Annotated in this window: 36 protein-coding genes and 1 pseudogene; 29 read left to right on the top strand and 8 right to left on the bottom strand. The window is 41.7% G+C overall.

What is annotated here, in order from left to right; all coding sequences use genetic code 11:
* Positions 1-91 precede the first annotated feature (91 nt).
* The 28 genes from rpsJ to rplQ all read left to right on the top strand — a co-directional run bounded on the left by rpsJ (position 92) and on the right by rplQ (position 14,207).
* A complete protein-coding gene (gene rpsJ / locus I6E84_RS10465) occupies positions 92-403 on the top strand; it encodes a 30S ribosomal protein S10 (RefSeq protein ID WP_010196670.1) in 312 nt (103 codons plus the stop codon).
* A gap of 48 nt (positions 404-451) precedes the next feature.
* Positions 452-1,090 (top strand): 50S ribosomal protein L3, encoded by a 639-nt coding sequence (gene rplC, locus I6E84_RS10460; RefSeq protein WP_110923941.1) that lies wholly within the window; start codon positions 452-454, stop codon positions 1,088-1,090.
* A 14-nt stretch (positions 1,091-1,104) separates the two neighbouring features.
* Positions 1,105-1,707 (top strand): 50S ribosomal protein L4, encoded by a 603-nt coding sequence (rplD, locus tag I6E84_RS10455; protein WP_110923942.1) that lies wholly within the window; start codon positions 1,105-1,107, stop codon positions 1,705-1,707.
* A complete protein-coding gene (rplW, locus tag I6E84_RS10450; RefSeq protein WP_011279789.1) occupies positions 1,704-2,054 on the top strand; it encodes a 50S ribosomal protein L23 in 351 nt (116 codons plus the stop codon). Before rplD ends, rplW begins: the two co-directional genes overlap by 4 nt.
* An 11-nt stretch (positions 2,055-2,065) precedes the next feature.
* Entirely contained in the window at positions 2,066-2,893 is an 828-nt protein-coding gene (gene rplB / locus I6E84_RS10445; protein WP_110923943.1) for a 50S ribosomal protein L2, read from the top strand.
* 12 nt (positions 2,894-2,905) lie between these two features.
* Positions 2,906-3,181, top strand: coding sequence for a 30S ribosomal protein S19 (rpsS, locus tag I6E84_RS10440; RefSeq protein WP_021813372.1), 276 nt, complete (start codon positions 2,906-2,908; stop codon positions 3,179-3,181).
* A gap of 10 nt (positions 3,182-3,191) precedes the next feature.
* A complete protein-coding gene (gene rplV, locus I6E84_RS10435; RefSeq protein WP_010196689.1) occupies positions 3,192-3,521 on the top strand; it encodes a 50S ribosomal protein L22 in 330 nt (109 codons plus the stop codon).
* Between the two features lie 3 nt (positions 3,522-3,524).
* Positions 3,525-4,253 carry a 30S ribosomal protein S3 gene (rpsC, locus tag I6E84_RS10430; RefSeq protein ID WP_110923944.1) on the top strand — a complete coding sequence of 243 codons (729 nt, stop codon included), beginning with the start codon at positions 3,525-3,527 and terminating at the stop codon, positions 4,251-4,253.
* 3 nt (positions 4,254-4,256) lie between these two features.
* Positions 4,257-4,670 carry a 50S ribosomal protein L16 gene (gene rplP, locus I6E84_RS10425; protein ID WP_110923945.1) on the top strand — a complete coding sequence of 138 codons (414 nt, stop codon included), beginning with the start codon at positions 4,257-4,259 and terminating at the stop codon, positions 4,668-4,670.
* Positions 4,670-4,867, top strand: coding sequence for a 50S ribosomal protein L29 (gene rpmC / locus I6E84_RS10420; protein WP_110923946.1), 198 nt, complete (start codon positions 4,670-4,672; stop codon positions 4,865-4,867). Before rplP ends, rpmC begins: the two co-directional genes overlap by 1 nt.
* Entirely contained in the window at positions 4,864-5,139 is a 276-nt protein-coding gene (gene rpsQ / locus I6E84_RS10415) for a 30S ribosomal protein S17 (protein WP_021813375.1), read from the top strand. The genes rpmC and rpsQ overlap by 4 nt, the downstream gene beginning before the upstream one ends.
* Positions 5,140-5,321: 182 nt before the next feature.
* Positions 5,322-5,690 (top strand): 50S ribosomal protein L14, encoded by a 369-nt coding sequence (gene rplN, locus I6E84_RS10410; RefSeq protein WP_010196702.1) that lies wholly within the window; start codon positions 5,322-5,324, stop codon positions 5,688-5,690.
* Between the two features lie 8 nt (positions 5,691-5,698).
* Positions 5,699-6,016, top strand: a complete 318-nt coding sequence (rplX, locus tag I6E84_RS10405) for a 50S ribosomal protein L24 (protein ID WP_110923947.1) — start codon at positions 5,699-5,701, stop codon at positions 6,014-6,016.
* Between the two features lie 21 nt (positions 6,017-6,037).
* Positions 6,038-6,574 carry a 50S ribosomal protein L5 gene (rplE, locus tag I6E84_RS10400; protein ID WP_110923948.1) on the top strand — a complete coding sequence of 179 codons (537 nt, stop codon included), beginning with the start codon at positions 6,038-6,040 and terminating at the stop codon, positions 6,572-6,574.
* Positions 6,575-6,586: 12 nt separating this feature from the next.
* Positions 6,587-6,892, top strand: a complete 306-nt coding sequence (rpsN, locus tag I6E84_RS10395; protein ID WP_021813378.1) for a 30S ribosomal protein S14 — start codon at positions 6,587-6,589, stop codon at positions 6,890-6,892.
* Between the two features lie 11 nt (positions 6,893-6,903).
* A complete protein-coding gene (gene rpsH / locus I6E84_RS10390; protein ID WP_197217887.1) occupies positions 6,904-7,302 on the top strand; it encodes a 30S ribosomal protein S8 in 399 nt (132 codons plus the stop codon).
* 174 nt (positions 7,303-7,476) lie between these two features.
* On the top strand, positions 7,477-8,010 hold the full coding sequence (rplF, locus tag I6E84_RS10385) for a 50S ribosomal protein L6 (protein WP_110923950.1): 534 nt from the start codon (positions 7,477-7,479) through the stop codon (positions 8,008-8,010).
* Positions 8,011-8,021: 11 nt separating this feature from the next.
* Entirely contained in the window at positions 8,022-8,372 is a 351-nt protein-coding gene (gene rplR, locus I6E84_RS10380; protein WP_110923951.1) for a 50S ribosomal protein L18, read from the top strand.
* Between the two features lie 2 nt (positions 8,373-8,374).
* Positions 8,375-8,890, top strand: a complete 516-nt coding sequence (gene rpsE / locus I6E84_RS10375) for a 30S ribosomal protein S5 (RefSeq protein WP_010196711.1) — start codon at positions 8,375-8,377, stop codon at positions 8,888-8,890.
* Between the two features lie 20 nt (positions 8,891-8,910).
* Positions 8,911-9,090, top strand: a complete 180-nt coding sequence (rpmD, locus tag I6E84_RS10370; protein WP_010196714.1) for a 50S ribosomal protein L30 — start codon at positions 8,911-8,913, stop codon at positions 9,088-9,090.
* Complete coding sequence (gene rplO / locus I6E84_RS10365; protein ID WP_110923952.1) at positions 9,090-9,530, top strand: 50S ribosomal protein L15; 441 nt, start codon at positions 9,090-9,092, stop codon at positions 9,528-9,530. The genes rpmD and rplO overlap by 1 nt, the downstream gene beginning before the upstream one ends.
* 19 nt (positions 9,531-9,549) lie before the next feature.
* On the top strand, positions 9,550-10,881 hold the full coding sequence (gene secY, locus I6E84_RS10360) for a preprotein translocase subunit SecY (protein WP_192518043.1): 1,332 nt from the start codon (positions 9,550-9,552) through the stop codon (positions 10,879-10,881).
* A gap of 31 nt (positions 10,882-10,912) precedes the next feature.
* A complete protein-coding gene (gene rpmJ, locus I6E84_RS10355) occupies positions 10,913-11,029 on the top strand; it encodes a 50S ribosomal protein L36 (protein ID WP_010196721.1) in 117 nt (38 codons plus the stop codon).
* Between the two features lie 253 nt (positions 11,030-11,282).
* Positions 11,283-11,639 (top strand): 30S ribosomal protein S13, encoded by a 357-nt coding sequence (gene rpsM / locus I6E84_RS10350; protein ID WP_010196723.1) that lies wholly within the window; start codon positions 11,283-11,285, stop codon positions 11,637-11,639.
* Positions 11,640-11,659: 20 nt separating this feature from the next.
* Complete coding sequence (gene rpsK, locus I6E84_RS10345; RefSeq protein ID WP_058368279.1) at positions 11,660-12,049, top strand: 30S ribosomal protein S11; 390 nt, start codon at positions 11,660-11,662, stop codon at positions 12,047-12,049.
* A 48-nt stretch (positions 12,050-12,097) separates the two neighbouring features.
* Positions 12,098-12,739 carry a 30S ribosomal protein S4 gene (gene rpsD, locus I6E84_RS10340; protein WP_110923954.1) on the top strand — a complete coding sequence of 214 codons (642 nt, stop codon included), beginning with the start codon at positions 12,098-12,100 and terminating at the stop codon, positions 12,737-12,739.
* An 81-nt stretch (positions 12,740-12,820) separates the two neighbouring features.
* A complete protein-coding gene (locus tag I6E84_RS10335) occupies positions 12,821-13,828 on the top strand; it encodes a DNA-directed RNA polymerase subunit alpha (protein WP_011279808.1) in 1,008 nt (335 codons plus the stop codon).
* Between the two features lie 19 nt (positions 13,829-13,847).
* Positions 13,848-14,207, top strand: a complete 360-nt coding sequence (rplQ, locus tag I6E84_RS10330) for a 50S ribosomal protein L17 (RefSeq protein ID WP_010196736.1) — start codon at positions 13,848-13,850, stop codon at positions 14,205-14,207.
* 92 nt (positions 14,208-14,299) lie between these two features.
* On the opposite strand, the gene I6E84_RS10325 is transcribed toward rplQ, so the two are convergent.
* From I6E84_RS10325 to I6E84_RS10300, 6 genes and pseudogenes are all read right to left on the bottom strand, one after another.
* Positions 14,300-14,920 (bottom strand): L-threonylcarbamoyladenylate synthase, encoded by a 621-nt coding sequence (locus I6E84_RS10325; protein WP_197217885.1) that lies wholly within the window; start codon positions 14,918-14,920, stop codon positions 14,300-14,302.
* 269 nt (positions 14,921-15,189) lie between these two features.
* A pseudogene (locus I6E84_RS10320) lies at positions 15,190-15,546 on the bottom strand (elongation factor P hydroxylase); the annotation flags it as partial.
* A 229-nt stretch (positions 15,547-15,775) separates the two neighbouring features.
* Positions 15,776-16,027 (bottom strand): hypothetical protein, encoded by a 252-nt coding sequence (locus I6E84_RS10315; RefSeq protein WP_197217883.1) that lies wholly within the window; start codon positions 16,025-16,027, stop codon positions 15,776-15,778.
* Between the two features lie 131 nt (positions 16,028-16,158).
* Positions 16,159-16,263: an excalibur calcium-binding domain-containing protein gene (locus tag I6E84_RS14135; protein ID WP_227681457.1), complete on the bottom strand. Its 105-nt coding sequence runs from the start codon at positions 16,261-16,263 to the stop codon at positions 16,159-16,161.
* Positions 16,264-16,376: 113 nt separating this feature from the next.
* Complete coding sequence (locus tag I6E84_RS10305) at positions 16,377-16,679, bottom strand: hypothetical protein (RefSeq protein ID WP_197217880.1); 303 nt, start codon at positions 16,677-16,679, stop codon at positions 16,377-16,379.
* A 100-nt stretch (positions 16,680-16,779) separates the two neighbouring features.
* Complete coding sequence (locus I6E84_RS10300; RefSeq protein ID WP_197217977.1) at positions 16,780-16,989, bottom strand: helix-turn-helix domain-containing protein; 210 nt, start codon at positions 16,987-16,989, stop codon at positions 16,780-16,782.
* 84 nt (positions 16,990-17,073) lie between these two features.
* Here I6E84_RS10300 and I6E84_RS10295 point away from each other — a divergent pair, with 84 nt between their 5' ends.
* Positions 17,074-18,360, top strand: coding sequence for a hypothetical protein (locus I6E84_RS10295; RefSeq protein WP_197217878.1), 1,287 nt, complete (start codon positions 17,074-17,076; stop codon positions 18,358-18,360).
* An 82-nt stretch (positions 18,361-18,442) separates the two neighbouring features.
* Here the strand turns inward: I6E84_RS10295 and I6E84_RS10290 are convergent, their stop codons facing one another.
* A complete protein-coding gene (locus tag I6E84_RS10290) occupies positions 18,443-18,964 on the bottom strand; it encodes an elongation factor P hydroxylase (RefSeq protein ID WP_197217876.1) in 522 nt (173 codons plus the stop codon).
* A 90-nt stretch (positions 18,965-19,054) separates the two neighbouring features.
* A complete protein-coding gene (locus I6E84_RS10285; protein WP_197217874.1) occupies positions 19,055-19,474 on the bottom strand; it encodes a hypothetical protein in 420 nt (139 codons plus the stop codon).
* Between the last annotated feature and the right edge of the window lie 145 nt (positions 19,475-19,619).

The following is a 19,619-nucleotide window of genomic DNA, read 5'->3' as shown; positions in this document are numbered from 1 at the left end:
GGCAGCTTTAAGTAAATATTTAACCAAACGGCTTTTGATCATATCTTTGCAAAGCAAGAATGACAAAAGCACATATTAGGAGCTTGCTGGCATGGCTAACCAGAGAATCCGTATCCGTCTTAAGTCTTTTGATCATCGTCTGATCGATCAATCTGCACAAGAGATTGTTGATACTGCAAAGCGCACCGGTGCGCAAGTTTGTGGTCCTGTACCGTTGCCGACTCGCATTGAGCGCTTCAACGTTCTAACTTCACCACACGTAAACAAAGACGCTCGTGATCAGTACGAAATCCGTACTCATAAGCGTATGGTTGATATCGTTCAGCCTACTGATAAAACTGTGGATGCGCTAATGAAATTAGATTTAGCGGCGGGTGTTGACGTTCAAATTGCTTTGGGTTAATGCACATAAACACCCAACCCATTAATATAAGATATAAAGAGGTCTAAAATGGCGATCGGTTTAGTCGGTAAAAAATGCGGCATGACCCGTGTCTTCACTGAAGCAGGCGCATCTATCCCTGTAACAGTGGTTGAGATCAGTGCTAACCGCATTACTCAAGTAAAAAATACTGATGTAGATGGCTATCAAGCCATCCAAGTCACCACAGGTACTCGTCGTGACAGCCGCGTAACAGCAGCTCAAAAAGGTCACTTCGCTAAAGCTGGCGTTGCCGCTGGTCGTGGTGTTTGGGAATTTCGTGCCAACGAAAGCGATCTTGAAGGTCGTGAAATTGGTGGCGAGATTCTAGCTGACTTGTTCGAACAAGGTCAGATGGTTGATGTTACAGGAAACAGTAAAGGTAAAGGTTTTCAGGGTCCTGTAAAGCGTCACAACTTTAGTATGCAAGATGCGACTCATGGTAACTCAGTATCTCATCGTGCACATGGTTCAACTGGTCAGAACCAGTCACCAGGTAAAGTATTCAAAGGCAAAAAGATGGCGGGTCAGATGGGTAACAAACGCGTTACCGTTCAAGGCCTAGAAGTGATTTCGGTTGATGCCGAAAAAGGGTTACTTGTCATCAAGGGTGCTATCCCAGGTGCCACCGGTGGCGATGTTATCGTACGTCCGTCAGTCAAAGCCTAAGCAAGGGGATTAACGTGGATTTAAAAACAGTTACAGGTGCTGCGGTTGAGCTTTCTGATACGGCATTTGGTCGTGAATTCAACGAAGCACTAGTGCATCAAGTCGTCACCGCTTATTTAGCTGGTGCTCGCCAAGGTACACGCGCACAAAAAACCCGTGCCGAAGTTTCTGGCGGTGGTATTAAGCCATGGCGCCAAAAAGGTACTGGTCGCGCTCGTGCGGGTTCTATTCGTAGCCCAATCTGGCGTGGGGGCGGACGTGCATTTGCGGCCAAACCACAAGATTGGTCACAGAAAGTAAACCGTAAGATGTATCGCGGTGCGATGCAGTGCATCCTAGCCGAATTGATTCGCCAAGAGCGTCTGATTTTGGTAGAAGAGTTGAGCGTTTCTGGTCCTAAGACCAAAGAGCTGATCGCAAAGTTAAATGAGCTTGGTGCACCTCGTGCATTGATCGTCACTAAAGAAGTTGACGAAAACTTATACTTAGCCGCTCGCAACATTCCACATGTCAACGTACTTGATACAAGTGAAGTTGACCCAGTGAGCTTGATTGCTTTTGACAAAGTAATCATGTCAGTTGAAGCTGCGAAACAATTTGAGGAAGCACTAGCATGAATAACGCAAGACTTTATCAGATCCTAAGAGGACCTGTATTCTCAGAGAAATCTCAAATGCTTGGCGACTCACTTGGTGTGCAGGTATTTAAAATTGACTCTAAGGCTACTAAGCTTGAAGTTAAAAAAGCAGTTGAGATGATGTTTGAAGGTGTTGAAGTATTAAAAGTAAACACTTTGAATGTTAAAGGTAAGACAAAGCGTTTTGGTAAAAGTATTGGCCGTCGTAATGACTACAAAAAAGCCTATGTTACCTTAAAAGCTGGTCAAGATGTACAAATGGCTGATGCTGGTGAAGAGGTCGCGAACACGACTGCTTCTACTAGTGAAACAGCGAATAACGAATAAGGATTACACTCATGCCTATCGTAAGAGCAAAGCCAACATCACCAGGCCGTCGTTTTGTTGAAAAAGTAGTGCATCCACACCTTTATAAAGGTCGTCCGTTTGCAGCGCTTCTAGAATCAAAAAGCAAGACCGGTGGTCGTAACAATAATGGCCGCATTACTACTCGTCACATTGGCGGTGGTCATAAGCAACATTATCGTATTATCGATTTCAAACGTACTAAAGACAATATCCCAGCTACGGTAGAGCGTATTGAATACGATCCTAACCGTACTGCGCATATTGCACTACTTAAGTACGCTGATGGCGAACGCCGTTACATCATCGCTGCTAAAAAACAAGCAGTTGGTGATACAGTAATGTCAGGTGAAACTTCACCAATCCGTCCAGGTAACTGTTTACCACTGAAAAACATCCCATTGGGTACTGTGATTCACAATATCGAACTTAAAATCGGTAAAGGTGCACAGATGGCTCGCGCAGCGGGTGCTAGTGTTCAGTTGTTAGGTCGTGACGGTATTTATGCTATTCTACGTTTGCGTTCTGGCGAAACTCGTCGCGTACACGTGAATTGCCGTGCTGTTATCGGCGAAGTTTCTAACACTGAAAACAACTTGAAATCACTTGGTAAAGCCGGTGCTTCACGTTGGCGTGGTGTTCGTCCTTCAGTTCGTGGTGTCGCTATGAACCCGGTTGATCACCCACATGGTGGTGGTGAAGGTCGTAACAAAGGTCGCCATCCAACTAGCCCTTGGGGTCAGAAGTCTAAAGGACTTAAAACGCGTAGCAATAAGCGTACTGACAACATGATCATCCGCCGTCGCGCCAAGAAGAAATAAAGGAAGAATTTCATGCCTCGTTCATTGAAAAAAGGTCCATTCATAGACGCGCATTTGTTTGCTAAAGTTGAGAATGCATTAGACACCAACTCACGCAAGCCAATTAAGACTTGGTCGCGCCGCTCGATGATTTTGCCACAAATGGTTGGCCTAACTTTATCTGTTCACAACGGCCGTACTCATGTACCGGTTATTGTGAGCGAACAGATGGTTGGTCATAAACTAGGTGAATTTGCCCCGACTCGTACGTATCGTGGTCATGGCATTGACAGAAAAGCTAAGAAATAAGGTGCTTATCATGGAAGTAACTGCAAAATTACGCGGTGCCGCCATATCGGCACAAAAAGTTAGACTCGTTGCTGATGAAGTTCGTGGCAAATCTATCGAGCGTGCTTTGGATATCCTAACGTATAGTAATAAAAAAGGCGCTGTGTTTGTTAAGAAATGTCTTAACTCAGCCATCGCCAATGCCGAAAACAACAACGGTCTAGATATCGATACTCTTAAAGTATCAACTATCTACGTTGATGAAGGCATTACGCTAAAACGTATCCTACCACGTGCCAAAGGCCGCGCTGATCGTATCAGTAAGCGTACCTGTCACATCACTATTAAGGTAGGGGAATAAGTTATGGGTCAAAAAGTACATCCAATCGGAATTCGTCTTGGTGTTGTAAAAAAGCATAACGCAAACTGGTATGCTAGCCCTAAACAATACTCAGAATACCTAATCAACGACATTAGAGTTCGTGAATATCTACGCAAAAAGCTAGACAACGCTATGATCAGCAACATCATGATCGAGCGTCCTACTGGCGCTGCTAAGATTACCATCGCCACTGCGCGCCCTGGTATTGTTATCGGTAAAAAAGGCGAAGATATCGAAAGACTTCAAAAAGAATTGACCAAAATAATGGGCGTACCTGCTCAGGTCAACATTGAAGAAATCACGTCACCTGATCTTGATGCACGTTTGGTAGCAGACGGTATCAGTAGCCAGCTTGAGCGTCGTGTTATGTTCCGTCGTGCGATGAAACGCGCTGTACAGAACAGCATGCGCTCTGGTGCTAAAGGTATTAAAGTTGAGTTGTCTGGCCGTCTTGGCGGTGCTGAGATTGCTCGTACTGAATGGTACCGTGAAGGTCGTGTGCCACTGCATACACTCCGCGCTGATATTGACTATTCGTCAGTACGTGCAGAGACAACTTACGGCACTATCGGTGTTAAAGTTTGGATTTTCCGTGGCGAAATCCTTGACGGTATGAACAGTGTATATAATCCCGTTAAAGAAGAGCAGGCTCGTGCGCCAAAACGCCGTGGTCGTGGAAACGGAAATCGTCGAAACTCAGACAGAGGTTAAACTATGTTACAGCCAAAACGTACCAAGTTTCGTAAAATGCACAAAGGTCGTAACACTGGGCTAGCTCATCGTGGAAGCACCGTTGCATTCGGACAAATTGGTCTAAAATCTTTGACTCGTGGTCGTATGACTGCCCGTCAAATTGAAGCAGCACGTCGTACCATCACTCGTAAAATTAAGCGTGGCGGTAAGATTTGGATTCGTGTATTCCCTGACAAACCGATTACCAACAAGCCATTAGAAGTACGTATGGGTAAAGGTAAAGGTCCAGTCGAATATTGGGTATGCGAAATCAAACCTGGTAAAGTGTTATATGAAATCGAAGGGGTCTCAGAAGAGCTTGCTCGCGAAGCATTTATACTTGCTGCAGCAAAATTGCCCTTTAAAACTACCATTGTTAAGCGGACGATAATGTAATGAAGATCAGTGAATTACGTGATAAATCATTAGAAGAACTGACCCAGTTACTTGATGAAAAGCAACTTGATGCTTTCCGTATTCGTATGGCTAAAGCAACTGGTCAGTTGGGTAATACCCATGAAGTACGTGGCAATCGTCGTACGATTGCACAGCTTCAGACTTTGATTAACGAGAAACAACGAGGCGACTCATGAGCGATAACAATCAAACAGCTACCAATGCTAGCGTATTGACAGGACGAGTTGTCAGCGACAAGATGGACAAGTCCATCACAGTTTTGATTGAGCGTCTGGTTCGTCATCCTCTATATGGCAAACAGCTTCGTCGTTCTACGAAAATCAAAGCACACGATGAGAACAACGTTTGCCAACAAGGCGACCTTGTCCGTATCAAAGAAACGCGTCCAATCTCAAAAACCAAGTCTTGGACTTTGGTTGATGTGGTTGAAAAAGTAGAAAAAATCTAAGTAAATTGCATTAAAAGCCAGAAGCTGTTAAAATATCCGCCTTTTTAAGGATGCTGATTGCGCCGAGCGTATATCACTCACATTAAGAGTAAGTCGCGGTTATTTATATTACAATGCCGTCTACTCATACTGTGCTAGCGGCAGCAACTGGTTTTTATTGCTCATACGTGTGGAGTAACGCTATGATTCAGGTTGAGTCAATGCTGGAAGTTGCAGACAATAGCGGTGCAAGACGAGTTCAGTGCATTAAAGTACTGGGTGGTTCTCATCGTCGTTATGCATCAGTTGGCGACATTATTAAAGTAACGGTTAAAGAAGCCATTCCGCGTGGTCGTGTTAAAAAAGGCGACGTGATGAATGCTGTAGTTGTACGCACCAAAAAAGGCGTTCGTCGTCCTGATGGTTCTGTGTTACGTTTTGACGACAATGCTGCGGTATTGTTGAACCAAAACAAAGCACCGATTGCAACTCGTATTTTTGGACCGGTAACTCGTGAACTACGTGGTGATCAGTTTATGAAAATTGTATCACTAGCACCAGAAGTATTGTGAGGTAATCCATGTCAAAATTACGTAAAGGCGATACAGTTATCGTGATTGCTGGTAAAGATAAAGGCAAGCAAGGTACTGTACAAGCTGTAAAAAATGATCGTATTAAAGTAGAAGGCATTAACATTGTCACTAAACATCAGAAGCCAAATCAGGCAGCTGGCGTTGAAGGCGGCATTCTTAAGCAAGAAGCTTTCCTACATATTTCAAATGTCGCAATATTAAATGCGCAAACCCAAAAAGCTGATCGTATTACTTATCAGTTCAGCGAAGACGGCCAGAAACAACGCGTCTATCGTTCGAACGGTGAAGTAGTGGCGACTGCGTAAGACACTAAGGGTGTAATGGTAATGGCAAGATTAAAATCTTTATATAACGATAAATTAAAGCAGCAAATCCAAGAAGAGCTTGGTTTGGCGAATGTGATGCAAGTGCCTAAAATCACTAAAATCACACTTAACATGGGTGTAGGCGGTGCGTCTCAAGATAAGAAATTACTTGAAGGTGCTGTAGCTGATATGACTGCAATTGCTGGTCAAAAACCTGTTGTCACCAAAGCGCGTAAATCAGTTGCTGGCTTTAAGATTCGTGAAGAATGGCCAATTGGCTGTAAAGTAACGCTACGCGGTGAGCAAATGTACGAATTTTTAGATCGTCTCGTTGCCATTGCAATTCCTCGTATTCGTGATTTCCGCGGTTTTTCACCTAAAGCCTTTGACGGACGTGGTAACTACTCATTGGGTATCAAAGAACAAATTGTATTCCCAGAAGTAGATTTTGACAAGATTGATCGTATCCGCGGTATGGATGTGACAATCACCACGTCAGCTCAATCTGATGAAGAAGGTCGTGCGTTGCTTAAAGCATTCGGCTTCCCATTTAAATAAGGTAAAGACGTTATGGCAAAGAAGAGCATGATTAACCGCGAATTGAAGCGCGAAAAAATGGTTGCTAAGTACGCTGATAAGCGTATCAAGCTAAAAGAAACTATCAGTGATATGACTGCAAGTGACGAAACTCGTATGGAAGCGATGTTAGAGCTACAAGCTCTTCCACGTAACTCATCGCCAGTACGTCTGCGCAATCGTTGTGCTATCACCGGTCGTCCTCACGGTTACTTCCGCAAGTTTGGCTTATCACGCAATATGCTGCGTGAGCGTGTCATGCAAGGCGATGTGCCTGGTGTTCGTAAAGCAAGCTGGTAAGGGGTAACTATATGAGTATGCAAGATACCGTTGGGGATATGCTAACCCGTATTCGTAACGCACAAATGGCTAACAAAGTATCGGTAGCAATGCCGAGCTCTAAATTACGTAAATCAATTGCTGATTTACTAGTTAGCGAAGGTTATGTGGCTAGTGCTGTTGTTACTGAAAAAGCAAACAACAAAGCAAGCCTTACTATTGAACTAAAATACTTCGAAGGCCGTGCTGTCATCGAAACTATTCAACGTTTTAGCCGTCCTGGTTTACGCCAGTTCCGCGGTAAAGACGCTATCCCTACTGTTAAGCAAGGTATGGGTGTTGCTATCGTATCAACTAGCCAAGGTATCATGAGTGATCGTGCTGCACGCGCTGCTGGTATCGGTGGTGAAATCGTCGCATTTGTAGCGTAAGTTACACGACGATAAAGTCTATTTGATACTGTTGGGCTTCTATCAATGTGGTAATGGTAAATTATTTAACATTGGTAGGTGTCTAACGTAGTCAACTATGCTAAACTAACACGCTTTTTAGCCTGTTAGTTTTTTCGCTAATATAAAGAAGTTAATTTTTTAAGGAATATTCCTATGTCTCGTGTGGCTAAAGCCCCAGTGACGCTGCCAAATGGTGTAAGCGTTACTTTGAACGATCGGCAGGTCGAAGTTAAAGGCAAGAACGGCAATTTGTCTTTACGCCTGCATGCATTGGTCGAGCTGAAACAGGAAGATGATGTTATCATTTTCTCACCTACAGTCGATTCAAAAGAAGCTATGATGCACACTGGCACCATGCGCGCTCTGCTTAACAACTATGTTACAGGCGTGAATGAAGGCTTTGTAAAACGTCTTCAATTAATTGGTGTTGGTTACCGCGCACAAGTTACTGGCAACAAAGTAACTTTGAACGTTGGTTACTCTCATCCAGTAGAGTATACGTTACCTGAAGGTGTGTCAGCTGAAACCCCAACGCAAACTGAAATTGTTTTGAAATCAAACAATAAGCAGCAGCTTGGTCAAGCAGCGGCTAATATCCGTGGTTTCCGCCCACCTGAGCCTTATAAAGGCAAAGGTATTCGTTATAGTGACGAGCATGTGATTCGCAAAGAAGCCAAGAAAAAATAAGGTGAGTTGAAATGTTTGATAAAAAAGCAGCTCGTCTGCGTCGAGCTAAGAAAACCCGCGCGCATATCCGTTTTTTAGGCGTTAATCGCTTAACGGTTAACCGCACGCCAAAACATATGTATGCCCAGATTATCTCTCCGAACGGTGGTGAAGTGATTGCTCAGGCATCTACCTTAGACGTCAGCTTGCGCTCAGGCGCTACTGGTAATGCTGATGCAGCAACGTCTGTAGGCCAATTGATCGCAGAACGCGCAAAAGCAGCTGGTATCACTAAAGTTGCCTTTGACCGTAGTGGTTTCAAATATCATGGTCGAGTTAAAGCTTTAGCAGAAGCAGCTCGCGAGAACGGATTGGAGTTTTAATCATGGCTAGAAATGATAAAAATGATAAAAATGAACAGACTGACGGTCTAGTAGAACGCTTAGTTACCGTTGATCGTGTTGCAAAAGTTGTTAAAGGTGGTCGTATTTTCTCTTTCACTGCACTAACTGTAGTGGGTGATGGCAACGGTCGTGTTGGTTTCGGTCGCGGTAAAGCACGTGAAGTGCCAGCTGCTATCCAAAAAGCACTAGAAGCTGCCAAACGTAATATGATTACTGTTGAGCTAAATGATGCAACTTTGTATCATCCGATCAAAGCACGTCATGGTGCTAGTAAAGTTTATATGCAGCCTGCATCTGAAGGTACTGGCGTAATCGCTGGTGGCGCAATGCGTGCTGTATTAGAAGTTGCTGGTGTCAAAGATGTTTTGACTAAATGTTATGGTTCTACCAATACTGCTAACGTTGTTCGCGCAACGTTTAACGGTTTACGTGATATGTCAACTCCAGAGAAGATGGCAGCTAAACGTGGTAAATCTGTAGACGAAATCTTGGGTTAACTTAGACTAGGTGAGTTACGATGAAAAAAATGAAAGTCACTCAATTTAAATCGGGTGCCCATCGCCTAAAGAGCCACAAAGCGAGCTTGAAAGGATTGGGTTTACGCCGTATTAACCATACTGTTGAAGTAGAAGATACTCCTTCAACTCGTGGTATGGTAAATCGCGTTAACTACATGGTAAAAGTGGAGGAAGCGTAATGGGTCTTAGATTAAATGAATTATCACCAGGTGTTGGTGCAAAGAAAACTGCACAACGTCGTGGTCGTGGTATCGGTTCAGGTCTTGGTAAGACTGGTGGTCGTGGTGTAAAAGGTCAGAAATCTCGTTCAGGTTCTAGCGTACGCTCAGGATTTGAAGGTGGTCAAATGCCTTTATATCGTCGTCTACCTAAATTTGGTTTTACCAGTAAAATGGCAATGAAGACAGCTGAAGTACGTCTGTCTGAACTAAACCAAATTGAAGGCGATGTTGTTAGCATTGAAACACTTAAAGCTGCTAACCTTATCCGTCATGATATGAAGCGTGCCCGTGTTATGTTATCAGGCGAAGTCACTAAAGCTTATACTTTTAAAGGTATCAAAGTGACTAAAGGCGCTAAGCTAGCAATCGAAGCTGCTGGTGGTAGCATCGAGGAGTAATAACGTGTCAAAACAATCAATGTCATCGACTGGTATACCGCTCAATCCATTTGCATTTATACGCAAGTATGATGAATTATGGACGCGTTTATTATTCTTAATCGGCGCATTGATTGTTTATCGTTTAGGGTCACATATTCCAGTACCGGGTATCAATCCGGTTAACTTGGCTGATCTGTTTTCGCGCAACGAAAACACCATTCTGAGCATGTTTAATATGTTCTCAGGCGGTGCACTAGAGCGTATGTCTATTATGGCACTTGGTATTATGCCATATATCTCAGCATCGATTATTGTACAGATGATGTCTGCGGTATTGCCATCGCTTGAAGCCCTCAAAAAAGAGGGTGAAGCGGGACGACGCAAGCTAAACAAGTATACCCGTCAGGGAACGCTTGCCTTAGCCCTAGTACAGTCATTAGGGATGTGTGCTGGCTTAATCAGTCAAAACCTTACCTTATCTTCTGGTCTTACTTTCTATATTCCAGCTGTTACTTCTTTAGTAGCAGGCGCTATGTTTTTAATGTGGCTTGGTGAGCAGATTACAGAGCGTGGTGTAGGTAACGGTATCTCAATGCTCATTTTTGCGAGCATTGTGGCTGGTACGCCAGGTATGATTTCGCAGTCTATCGAACAGGTCAATCAAGGTCAGATGAACTTGATTGTACTATTTATTTTTGTGTTGCTAGGTATCGCGGTTACTGCTGGCATTGTTTATATTGAACGTGCCCAACGCCGTGTTCCCGTAAACTACGCACAAAAGCAGCAACAGGGTCGTAAAATTTATGCTCAGCAGCAGTCTCATCTGCCGTTGAAGCTAAACATGGCAGGGGTTATTCCCGCTATCTTTGCGAGTTCTCTATTGTTGTTTCCAGCAAGTTTAGGACAGTGGGTTGGTCAATCAACCGATCCTACCTTTACACAAAAAATATTACAGAATATGGCGTTAGTATTGTCTCCAGGGCAGCCGCTATATTTGGTATTGTTTGGTGCAATGATTATTTTCTTCTGCTATTTTTATACGGCGCTAGTATTTAGCCCACGTGAAGTAGCTGAAAACCTTAAACGTAGTGGTGCGTATATCCCAGGTATTCGCCCAGGACAACAAACTCAGCGTTACCTCGATCATGTATTAAACCGATTGACCTTTATTGGCGCGATGTATATGACGGTTATTTGTTTAATGCCAATGGTCGTCCAGTCATCGTTTGGTGTGCCGTTTCAACTCGGTGGTACGTCTTTACTGATTATGGTGGTTGTGGTAATGGACTTCATCTCGCAGATTCAAGCGCATTTGATGACCCATCAATATCATGATCAGACGTTAATTCAATCGCCCACTCAACCTTAAATGAGCGGTACGATATTTCAAGGAGCATGCTATGAAAGTTCAAGCATCAGTTAAAAAGATTTGTGGTAGCTGTAAAGTTGTGCGCCGTAAAGGCCGTGTACATATTATTTGTACAGCAGAACCTCGCCACAAGCAACGTCAGGGTTAATACTTAGTATCACAAAGCCTTAGGTTTTTGTTACTATTTAAATTAATACTTGAAAAATAACGGCGGATGCGATATCATCCGCCACTTGCCGTAGTTTATGCAAAAACTTTTATAATACTATCGAAGAATAAGTCTGTTATCAGACCAAAGCAGAGATTGAGATTACAAAGGCTTTAGTATTGACAGCAACAAATCTGAAAAGTAATGCCTTATCGTTAGATAACGCTTATTTTTCTTTAATGGAGAGAAATCAATGGCTCGTATTGCCGGCGTAAACATTCCGGATAATAAGCATGCTGTTATTTCACTAACTTACATCTTTGGTGTAGGTCGTACCACTGCTCAGAAAATCTTAGAAGCAGTTGGCATTGCCCCTACTACTAAAGTCAGTCAGTTAGATGATACACAGTTAGATGCTATCCGTGCACAAATTGCAAATTACATGACTGAAGGTGACCTTCGTCGTGAAGTTTCAATGAATATTAAGCGTTTAGTTGATCTTGGTTGTTACCGTGGCATCCGCCATCGTCGTAACCTACCAGTTAGAGGTCAGAACACCAAGAACAACGCTCGTACTCGTAAGGGTCCGACACGCCCTCTCAAAAGATAATTAACTTAGGAAGCTAAAAGATGGCAAAAGACACTCGCAGTCGCAAAAAGGTGACTCGCCGTTCAGTATCGGAGGGCGTAGCCCATATCCATGCGTCTTTTAATAACACCATTGTTACGATTACCGATCGTCAGGGTAATGCATTGGCTTGGGCCACTTCAGGTGGACAAGGCTTCCGTGGTTCACGTAAATCTACACCATTTGCAGCTCAGGTTGCAGCTGAAGTCGCTGGTAAAGCGGCCCAAGAATATGGTGTTAAGAATATCGACGTTTTGGTCAAAGGACCAGGACCGGGTCGTGAGTCTGCGGTAAGAGCACTAGGTGCATTGGGTTATAAAGTCAACAGCATCTCTGATGTAACCCCAATCCCACACAATGGTTGCCGTGCGCCGAAAAAGCGCCGCGTCTAATATTAAAGACGAAGCTTTTTATATTGAAAGCTTATAGGAGACATAACAATGGCCCGCTATATTGGACCAAAACTCAAATTATCACGTCGTGAAGGTACGGATTTAGGCCTTAAGTCTGGCGTTAAACCATACGACGTAAAAACGAAAAAAGCTGGTCGTCCACCAGGTCAACATGGCGTAAGCCGTAACAAGACCTCTGAATATGCTCTACAGCTGCGTGAAAAGCAGAAAGTTAAGCGTATTTATGGTGTACTAGAGCGTCAATTCGCTAATTACTATAAAGAATCTGCTCGTAAGCGCGGTGCTACAGGTGAAAACCTACTAGCCATGCTTGAGAGCCGTCTAGATAACGTTGTATATCGCATGGGCTTTGGCTCAACTCGCGCAGAAGCACGTCAGCTAGTCAGTCATCGTACTGTTATGGTAAAGAAAGCTGGCCGTGATGAGTTTGTTCGTGTGAACATTCCATCAATTCAGCTTCAAGATGGTGATGTCATCGCTATCCAAGAGAAGTCTCGCGAACAACTACGTATTAAAAACGCTATTGAACTAGCGACACAACGTGGTATTCCAGAATGGCTAGATGTTGATCACAGCAAACTACAAGGCACGTTTAAACATGCGCCTGATCGTATTGATCTACCTGCTGAAATCAACGAAAGCTTGATCGTTGAGCTATACTCTAAGTAAATGACGTACTGCTCGATGTCATGAAAATGGCATTGAGCAATTAACGTTAATTAAACCAGTTTAATAAATCGAGGTGACATCATGATGCTAAATGCAACTGAGTTTCTAACGCCGAATGCCATTAACGTGGATACGGTTAACGAAACGATTGCGAAAGTCACGCTCGAACCGTTAGAACGCGGCTTTGGGCATACCCTAGGTAATGCCTTACGTCGTATCTTGTTATCTTCATTACCTGGTGCTGCAGTCATTGAAGCCGAGATTGATGGTGTTGACCATGAATACTCTACGCTTGAAGGGCTACAAGAAGATGTACTTGACTTGCTTTTGAACTTAAAAGGCTTGGCAATTACGCTTCATGACCAAAATGAAGTATTTTTGACCTTGGATAAACAAGGTCCAGGCACTATTACTGCTGCAGATATCACGTTACCGCACAATGTTGACATCATCAATCCAGAATTGGTATTGGGTACATTGAGTGATCGTGGTCATCTTAAGATGCGTTTGCGCGTAGTAATGGGTCGTGGATATGAGCCAGCAAACCAGCGCCGTGAAGATGGTGATACTAAAGCAATTGGACGCTTAAAGCTTGATGCAAGTTTTAGTCCTGTGCTTCGTGTTGCTTATCAGGTTGAGAACGCTCGTGTAGAGCAGCGTACTGATCTTGATCGTCTTATCATTGAGCTTGAAACTAATGGCACTATAGATCCAGAAGAAGCAATTCGTAAAGCAGCCACTATTTTACAACAACAGATTTCTATCTTTGTTGACCTAGAAGCTGAAGAAGCGCCTGAGCCTGTGAAAGAGAAAGAAGAGGTTGATCCGGTGCTATTACGCCCTGTGGACGATCTTGAACTAACGGTTCGCTCAGCCAACTGCTTGAAAGCTGAAAACATTTACTATATCGGTGATTTGGTACAACGTTCAGAGACTGAACTTCTAAAAACCCCAAATCTTGGTAAGAAATCATTAACTGAAATCAAAGACGTTTTAGCGTCTAAAGATTTAGAGCTCGGTATGCGCCTAGATAACTGGCCACCAGCTGATTTACGTGTTGATGATCGCTTTTCTTATCGTAGCCGTTAAACTTTAAGGATTTTTGACTATGCGCCATCGTAAGAGTGGAGTCAAGCTGGGTCGTACCGGCAGTCATCGTAAGGCAATGTTTCAGAACATGACTAACTCATTATTTGAGCATGAACTGATCAAAACAACTTTACCAAAAGCTAAAGAACTACGTCGCGTTGCCGAGCCATTAATCACTATGGCTAAAGAAGACAGCGTTGCTAACCGTCGTTTAGCATTCAGCCGTATGCGTAGCAAAGCTATGGTAGGCAAATTATTTGGCACGTTAGGTCCTCGTTACCAGACTCGTCCAGGTGGTTATTTGCGTATCGTAAAATGCGGTCATCGTGATGGTGACAATGCGCCAATGGCATATGTAGAATTAGTTGATCGTGACTAGTTTTATACTGAATATATGATTCATAAAAAAGCTCCAATTAATTGGAGCTTTTTTTTATGTCTTGAATTTGGTTAATCACATTATTCATTTTATTAGAGCAGTAGTGAATTAACATCAGCAGCACCTTGCCTGACAATCTCAGGTTGGCTGCTAGTCATATCTACAATGGTGGTTAGCTTGGTTGTTTTTATACCTGCATTGATTAGACCATCAATTTGATTGCCTAAGATATCCTCAATCTCGAATGGATCGTCAAGTATGTCATCACGGTTAGGTAAGACTAGTGAGCTGGTCAATATTGGTTCATCCATAGCTTCTAAAAGTGCTTGAGCAATAGCGTTACTCGGTACTCGGATACCGATTGTTTTTTTCTTAGCGTGAGACAGCTTCTTGGGTACATCTTTTGTGGCATTTAGGATGAATGTAATAGGTGCTGGGGTATGTGCTTTTAGCTGTTTAAACTGCACATTATCTACTGTAGCGTAATTAGCAATCTCACTTAAGTCACGACATAATAAGGTAAATTGGTGTTTATCATCAAGCTCACGAATTTGTTTAAGTTTTTCTAACGCATCTTTTGCACCCAGACGACAACCAAAGGCATAGCTGGTATCGGTAGGGTAGATGATCAGTTGGTCTTTACGTAGCAGGTCAGCCACTTGCTCAATCAATCGAGGCTGTGGATTGTCTGGGTGAATATAGAATACTTGCATAGTGCTTCCTTATCTTATAATTATGAGGTTTTTCTTCATTTAAATAAGTGTTTCGGTGGCTGAGTTAAGTCTGTTTAATATAGGGCGTGATTCATAAAGTATATTTTAAACGTTAATAAATTTTATTGGTTTAAAATATCGATTTGATTATTAGTATAGCGCATAGCACATGTAACTTTAGTGGCAAGGCGTTATTGTTCGTATAAGATCCTTAACCATTTGCGTTATAAAAATCATACCATTGAAAGCTATATTGCCATCGGTTTAGTCTAATTGGGTGTGGAAACCTCAAGTAAAGTAAGTAATAAGATTTTAGCATCACGTGGTAGTGTCTGAGGCTCAGTAATATACTGTTCTGCTTGTCGATAAACGTCATGTTCGAAGGTGCTATCACTCGTATCAAACGCTGCAAATAAATTGTCCTGCGATACTTGGAAAGGTCGCCCGCAAGCTAAAGTAAATAGACATTCCAATGCTTGCGGCTTAATTTCGACGCGCTCAAAAGACTGCTGCTGAGCTGCTGATCGTCCATCTGGTGCATACCAGTAGCCAAAGTCAGACAACCTTCTACGAGCTTCTCCGGCCACACACCAATGGCTAAGCTCTAGTAAACTCCTAGTAATAAATGTACGTCGTTAAGTGTATGAATAATAAAGATATAATTGAGATCATCAAAAAGTGGTTTTTTAACGAAAGAATGTACAATTTCTCTTAAAAAATAAGATATTGTACACTAAGTAAAATAGTGTATTTAATCAGCTAATCTAAATTACGTAATAAATTGTCCGAACTATATTTGGACAATACAACATAAGTTCAGCTTGTAGAAAAAGTTGTGTTTTCTCTGGTATCAAATCAACGATTTTCGATTATATCCTGTTGCTCACCACAGACCTTCAATCCAATCTGTACGGCATCGCTTAGATCAGCATTTTCTTTTATCCTGTAAGACACATTAGTACTCATATCAGTTTGCTTTAAAGCATCTACAGCTGACTTATTAAGTGGTGTTCCGATACTGGACTCATCAATATATCCTTCAGGCTCAAAATACACTTTACGACCAAAGCCAGGATTGTATCCGCATGAGATCTCACCTTCAGCCACCGTAAACGGATAAGGAGTCGCGCTATTCTCACTCCATGTCTGCTCGTTGACAACAATTTAGCCTGCACCGTAAAGATCATACTCTGTGGTGCCTGAGTTGCACCCAACAAGCACAACAGAAGCTACCGTAATTAACCACTAGGGGATATTGATTCGCATGGCACACCGTCCTTGTCACGATCTAACCTAGTATTTCCGCATTTAAGCACTTGTTTAGCTTGTTCACAGCTACTCATTTGTGTACAGACACGAGATAAGTCTTTGCATTGTGCACTATACCTAAACCTTCTATTCATATAGCGATGAAAAAGATAAACAACAGCCGTAGGAAGGACTAGAGTTATAGAGATTATCCAGGTTCAGTTAATAATACCTGGTTGTTATTAACTAACAATAAGCTAGCATCATCTTTGAGATATTTCTTTAATATAATGCGCACGTAATAGCTCTCTTGCTTCTTCACGAGTCGCAATACGGCTCTCAACGTAATCATCAAAATATGGCGCGTATCAGGATTGGTAGGAATATTATCAACTGCAAAATTCGCTAAAGCGTCCGCATTAGTTCGGCGTCGGCGTCTTATCTCTTCTTGACTCACAAGAGTCAGACGCTCATCATCAGTGGCTAGTACTTGACCTTTAGACTCGTTCATAATGACATCCAACTATTTATTCTTGTTTAGGTAGTGAGACTATCTTGATGTTGACTTAAACATAATATAAATCTTTTTGGCTATTTTACATTATCCTATCCTAAACCAGCTCCTCTATTTTAATCTCCAGCGCATCACATAGCTCGTATACTTTCTTTAAAGTAATATTCTTCTCACCACGCTCTATATTACCCATATAGCTACGATCAATACCTGCCATCTCAGCTAGTCTTTCTTGAGATATTCTTCTGCTTTTTCGCGCCTCACGTACTCGCTGTCCAAAAGCTAACATTCGCTCGTCTGCCGTCATAGGATTAATCGCTATTAAAATAGCAATAGTCACAGTGGTTCGCTATAATATCCACGGGATATAGTCGGTATTAACGAGGTAGCTATGGAAACTAAAATAGAGTACAAGTCAGACGCAACTCAGGAATTTAAACTAATCTGTGAAAAATACTGGTCGTTAGCTACTGATAGAAAAAACAGTTTCATATATACGTGTAGAGAAATAGGTAAAGAGTTCGGCTTTAGCTCGAACGAAATATCCACCATAGCCAAGAAACATGCGACCCTTATCATACTCGACTGCCAATGTAGCAGCTGTGGTACTCATAAGACCTGTTGTACGCGCTCAGAGCTTATACAACTAAGTATAAATAGTTGGACATGTGATGATTGTAGACATCAAATACAACAACTTGAACGCAGGGACTATTTAATTGAAGCTGAAAAAATTAGACAGCAAGAGTTAGAGGTAAAACGAAATTTAATAGCTTTGCTTGAGCGTCATCGACAATTTCAAAACCTATCAATACCTAGTGTCAAGGACATCAGCAATATAGACCACCTCTTACTGGTCGCTGTGATTGAAAGCGTTGGTGCTGATAATCTCGAAACGACCATATCGCTACGTGACAATTTACAAATCCCTCTATCTCCACTGCATAGATTAGATGCTAAAATACTTCGGCGTTTATGCAGTAAAAACCTATTGCTGTTTAATACTCACGATGCTGAGCACTATGTAGAAGCTGGTGAACAAGGTGATCTTAAGATTGATTTTTTTCAAATAAACTTTAATTTCGCTTACAACAAAGCGCAGCTACATCAACTAATTATTGATAGTAAAGGTGAAGAGTTTAGAAATAATTTAGGTGAGAGTCTAGAGTATAGAGAATGGTGTCAGCGTATCCAGCTAGAGGAATGCATTAGATATTTGAATAAACGGTCTGAGATGAATGACTTATCACCTAGCATTAGTGAAAAGATGGAGAGCTTATTAGATATCTGTTTATTGAGTTATTCTATTAGTGAGGTGTACTACATCATCTGGGGAGCAGTAGAGAATGCGTCCTCTTATCGCAATAAACCATGTATTACTAGAATTCACGCATCAAATTCAATTTACGGTAATATTCAAAGAAGGTATGACGATATAACTAATTACAACCTCAAGAAAAGACAGTACAACCGTGATAGTCAGCACCCTCAGTCTGCTGTTGAGAAAGTGTTTTTTGATAGGGTATATAGAATTAGAGACTGTGGATTCAGATGTACTGTTGAAGCTCTACTAAATAGTTTCGAATCAGAAGAAGTTTCAAATCAATCACCATATACAAATTTATTGAATATGCAGAATGACTATTCTTCAGTTATTGTGAATGTCCCTAAAATATAATATGTAGTAACTTCAGCGTGGGTAAGTTTTAGATATACTGAAAAATAGTAGTAGCTAGCTAATTTACCAGAAATCGTATCGCTTAAGTAATAATTCTACGTTTAGTTGCTATAGCAAAGTCAGTAAGTAATAGGGCTTCTAAAGCTATTTTAGCTGCGGGAGGAGGGTTCGTGATCATTTCCTGATAATGAACCTCTAAGTCTTTTAAAAATAACTCTGATATCGGTCGACTTGAAAAATCATCAAAGCTAGGTGAAAAATGTATACCTATAGCTTTACACATAGCTTTTTCTAAACCTTGTGGTCTTGCTTCAACCAATTGAAACAGTTGCTGCTCTTCATTTGTTCTACCGCATTCAGTATACCAATAACCGTAATCATCTAGTTTACGTCGTTTCTGTCCCGCTAAACAATAATGAGCTATCTCATGTAATAGACTTCTTGGATAATTCTCTTTAAAAAATATCCTTGCTTTTGTATTTGCTATTGGCGCTTTATAGTAAGGTTCATCTGCTCCACTAATTATTGATAAATTTGGAAATAGATGTTCGAATAAATTTATTAGGCTAATACATAAATCATCGTCATTCATAGGAATACTCATAAAATATCTTAATAAACGTAGTATGGGAAGTAATGCTTTAAATAGGCTATATAAATAGATTAGAGCTAAATGAGCAGTAAAAAGGTTAAGCTATTTATCGGCTCCTCTAACCAATCTAGCATTAGAGGAATCTACTAGTTCTGATTGAAGCTCAAAATTCTGTCTTAGAATATTAAGATAATCCTGCATCAGAAGGTCATATTCTTTTTTTAGTGTAATATACTTTGATTTAGCTATTAATTTAAGTTCTTTTTCGTGTTTTAGCTTAGCAGTACCATTAAGGGTTTTTGGAACAAGGTTTTTACGTTCTTCTTCCGCTTTTTTTATAGCCCCGCACAGTTTTGGATACCTCTCATTTCTAACATATCCTTTTCCTTTACCTGCCTCTCTATCTACAGCGTCCCTAGTAAGCTTGAAACGGGATGACTTCGTATCGACAATTTTAGCTGTATTAGTTATGAGGCGCTCTAAGGCATCCCAATAAACCTGTTCTGCTTGACTGGTTTTCATATTGTTTTTCCTTAACTTAATACTAATACTGAAAGAAGGCTATCGATTTTTTTAATGCTCGTTTCGTACTCATAATGGACTCGTTTTGAAATGCCTAAAGTGAGTTGAGACTCATAGAAATCTTTGGTTTGTAGTAAACTACTTC

It is taken from the genome of Psychrobacter sp. SCQQ22 (assembly GCF_015864605.1).
GTDB classification, from domain to species: Bacteria; Pseudomonadota; Gammaproteobacteria; order Pseudomonadales; family Moraxellaceae; genus Psychrobacter; species Psychrobacter fozii.
Note: the sequence above shows the minus strand (reverse complement) of the source record. Positions and strands in the feature narration are given on the sequence as shown.

What these genes read in the sequence shown, in the direction of transcription:
- rpsJ (WP_010196670.1), top strand. Translation starts at nt 92, where the DNA reads ATGGCTAACCAGAGAATCCGTATCCGTCTTAAGTCTTTTGATCATCGT.
- rplC (WP_110923941.1), top strand. Translation starts at nt 452, where the DNA reads ATGGCGATCGGTTTAGTCGGTAAAAAATGCGGCATGACCCGTGTCTTC.
- rplW (WP_011279789.1), top strand. Translation starts at nt 1,704, where the DNA reads ATGAATAACGCAAGACTTTATCAGATCCTAAGAGGACCTGTATTCTCA.
- rplB (WP_110923943.1), top strand. Translation starts at nt 2,066, where the DNA reads ATGCCTATCGTAAGAGCAAAGCCAACATCACCAGGCCGTCGTTTTGTT.
- rpsS (WP_021813372.1), top strand. Translation starts at nt 2,906, where the DNA reads ATGCCTCGTTCATTGAAAAAAGGTCCATTCATAGACGCGCATTTGTTT.
- rplV (WP_010196689.1), top strand. Translation starts at nt 3,192, where the DNA reads ATGGAAGTAACTGCAAAATTACGCGGTGCCGCCATATCGGCACAAAAA.
- rpsC (WP_110923944.1), top strand. Translation starts at nt 3,525, where the DNA reads ATGGGTCAAAAAGTACATCCAATCGGAATTCGTCTTGGTGTTGTAAAA.
- rplP (WP_110923945.1), top strand. Translation starts at nt 4,257, where the DNA reads ATGTTACAGCCAAAACGTACCAAGTTTCGTAAAATGCACAAAGGTCGT.
- rpmC (WP_110923946.1), top strand. Translation starts at nt 4,670, where the DNA reads ATGAAGATCAGTGAATTACGTGATAAATCATTAGAAGAACTGACCCAG.
- rpsQ (WP_021813375.1), top strand. Translation starts at nt 4,864, where the DNA reads ATGAGCGATAACAATCAAACAGCTACCAATGCTAGCGTATTGACAGGA.
- rplN (WP_010196702.1), top strand. Translation starts at nt 5,322, where the DNA reads ATGATTCAGGTTGAGTCAATGCTGGAAGTTGCAGACAATAGCGGTGCA.
- rplX (WP_110923947.1), top strand. Translation starts at nt 5,699, where the DNA reads ATGTCAAAATTACGTAAAGGCGATACAGTTATCGTGATTGCTGGTAAA.
- rplE (WP_110923948.1), top strand. Translation starts at nt 6,038, where the DNA reads ATGGCAAGATTAAAATCTTTATATAACGATAAATTAAAGCAGCAAATC.
- rpsN (WP_021813378.1), top strand. Translation starts at nt 6,587, where the DNA reads ATGGCAAAGAAGAGCATGATTAACCGCGAATTGAAGCGCGAAAAAATG.
- rpsH (WP_197217887.1), top strand. Translation starts at nt 6,904, where the DNA reads ATGAGTATGCAAGATACCGTTGGGGATATGCTAACCCGTATTCGTAAC.
- rplF (WP_110923950.1), top strand. Translation starts at nt 7,477, where the DNA reads ATGTCTCGTGTGGCTAAAGCCCCAGTGACGCTGCCAAATGGTGTAAGC.
- rplR (WP_110923951.1), top strand. Translation starts at nt 8,022, where the DNA reads ATGTTTGATAAAAAAGCAGCTCGTCTGCGTCGAGCTAAGAAAACCCGC.
- rpsE (WP_010196711.1), top strand. Translation starts at nt 8,375, where the DNA reads ATGGCTAGAAATGATAAAAATGATAAAAATGAACAGACTGACGGTCTA.
- rpmD (WP_010196714.1), top strand. Translation starts at nt 8,911, where the DNA reads ATGAAAAAAATGAAAGTCACTCAATTTAAATCGGGTGCCCATCGCCTA.
- rplO (WP_110923952.1), top strand. Translation starts at nt 9,090, where the DNA reads ATGGGTCTTAGATTAAATGAATTATCACCAGGTGTTGGTGCAAAGAAA.
- secY (WP_192518043.1), top strand. Translation starts at nt 9,550, where the DNA reads ATGTCATCGACTGGTATACCGCTCAATCCATTTGCATTTATACGCAAG.
- rpmJ (WP_010196721.1), top strand. Translation starts at nt 10,913, where the DNA reads ATGAAAGTTCAAGCATCAGTTAAAAAGATTTGTGGTAGCTGTAAAGTT.
- rpsM (WP_010196723.1), top strand. Translation starts at nt 11,283, where the DNA reads ATGGCTCGTATTGCCGGCGTAAACATTCCGGATAATAAGCATGCTGTT.
- rpsK (WP_058368279.1), top strand. Translation starts at nt 11,660, where the DNA reads ATGGCAAAAGACACTCGCAGTCGCAAAAAGGTGACTCGCCGTTCAGTA.
- rpsD (WP_110923954.1), top strand. Translation starts at nt 12,098, where the DNA reads ATGGCCCGCTATATTGGACCAAAACTCAAATTATCACGTCGTGAAGGT.
- I6E84_RS10335 (WP_011279808.1), top strand. Translation starts at nt 12,821, where the DNA reads ATGATGCTAAATGCAACTGAGTTTCTAACGCCGAATGCCATTAACGTG.
- rplQ (WP_010196736.1), top strand. Translation starts at nt 13,848, where the DNA reads ATGCGCCATCGTAAGAGTGGAGTCAAGCTGGGTCGTACCGGCAGTCAT.
- I6E84_RS10325 (WP_197217885.1), bottom strand. Translation starts at nt 14,920, where the DNA reads ATGCAAGTATTCTATATTCACCCAGACAATCCACAGCCTCGATTGATT.
- I6E84_RS14135 (WP_227681457.1), bottom strand. Translation starts at nt 16,263, where the DNA reads ATGAGTAGCTGTGAACAAGCTAAACAAGTGCTTAAATGCGGAAATACT.
- I6E84_RS10305 (WP_197217880.1), bottom strand. Translation starts at nt 16,679, where the DNA reads ATGAACGAGTCTAAAGGTCAAGTACTAGCCACTGATGATGAGCGTCTG.
- I6E84_RS10300 (WP_197217977.1), bottom strand. Translation starts at nt 16,989, where the DNA reads ATGACGGCAGACGAGCGAATGTTAGCTTTTGGACAGCGAGTACGTGAG.
- I6E84_RS10295 (WP_197217878.1), top strand. Translation starts at nt 17,074, where the DNA reads ATGGAAACTAAAATAGAGTACAAGTCAGACGCAACTCAGGAATTTAAA.
- I6E84_RS10290 (WP_197217876.1), bottom strand. Translation starts at nt 18,964, where the DNA reads ATGAGTATTCCTATGAATGACGATGATTTATGTATTAGCCTAATAAAT.
- I6E84_RS10285 (WP_197217874.1), bottom strand. Translation starts at nt 19,474, where the DNA reads ATGAAAACCAGTCAAGCAGAACAGGTTTATTGGGATGCCTTAGAGCGC.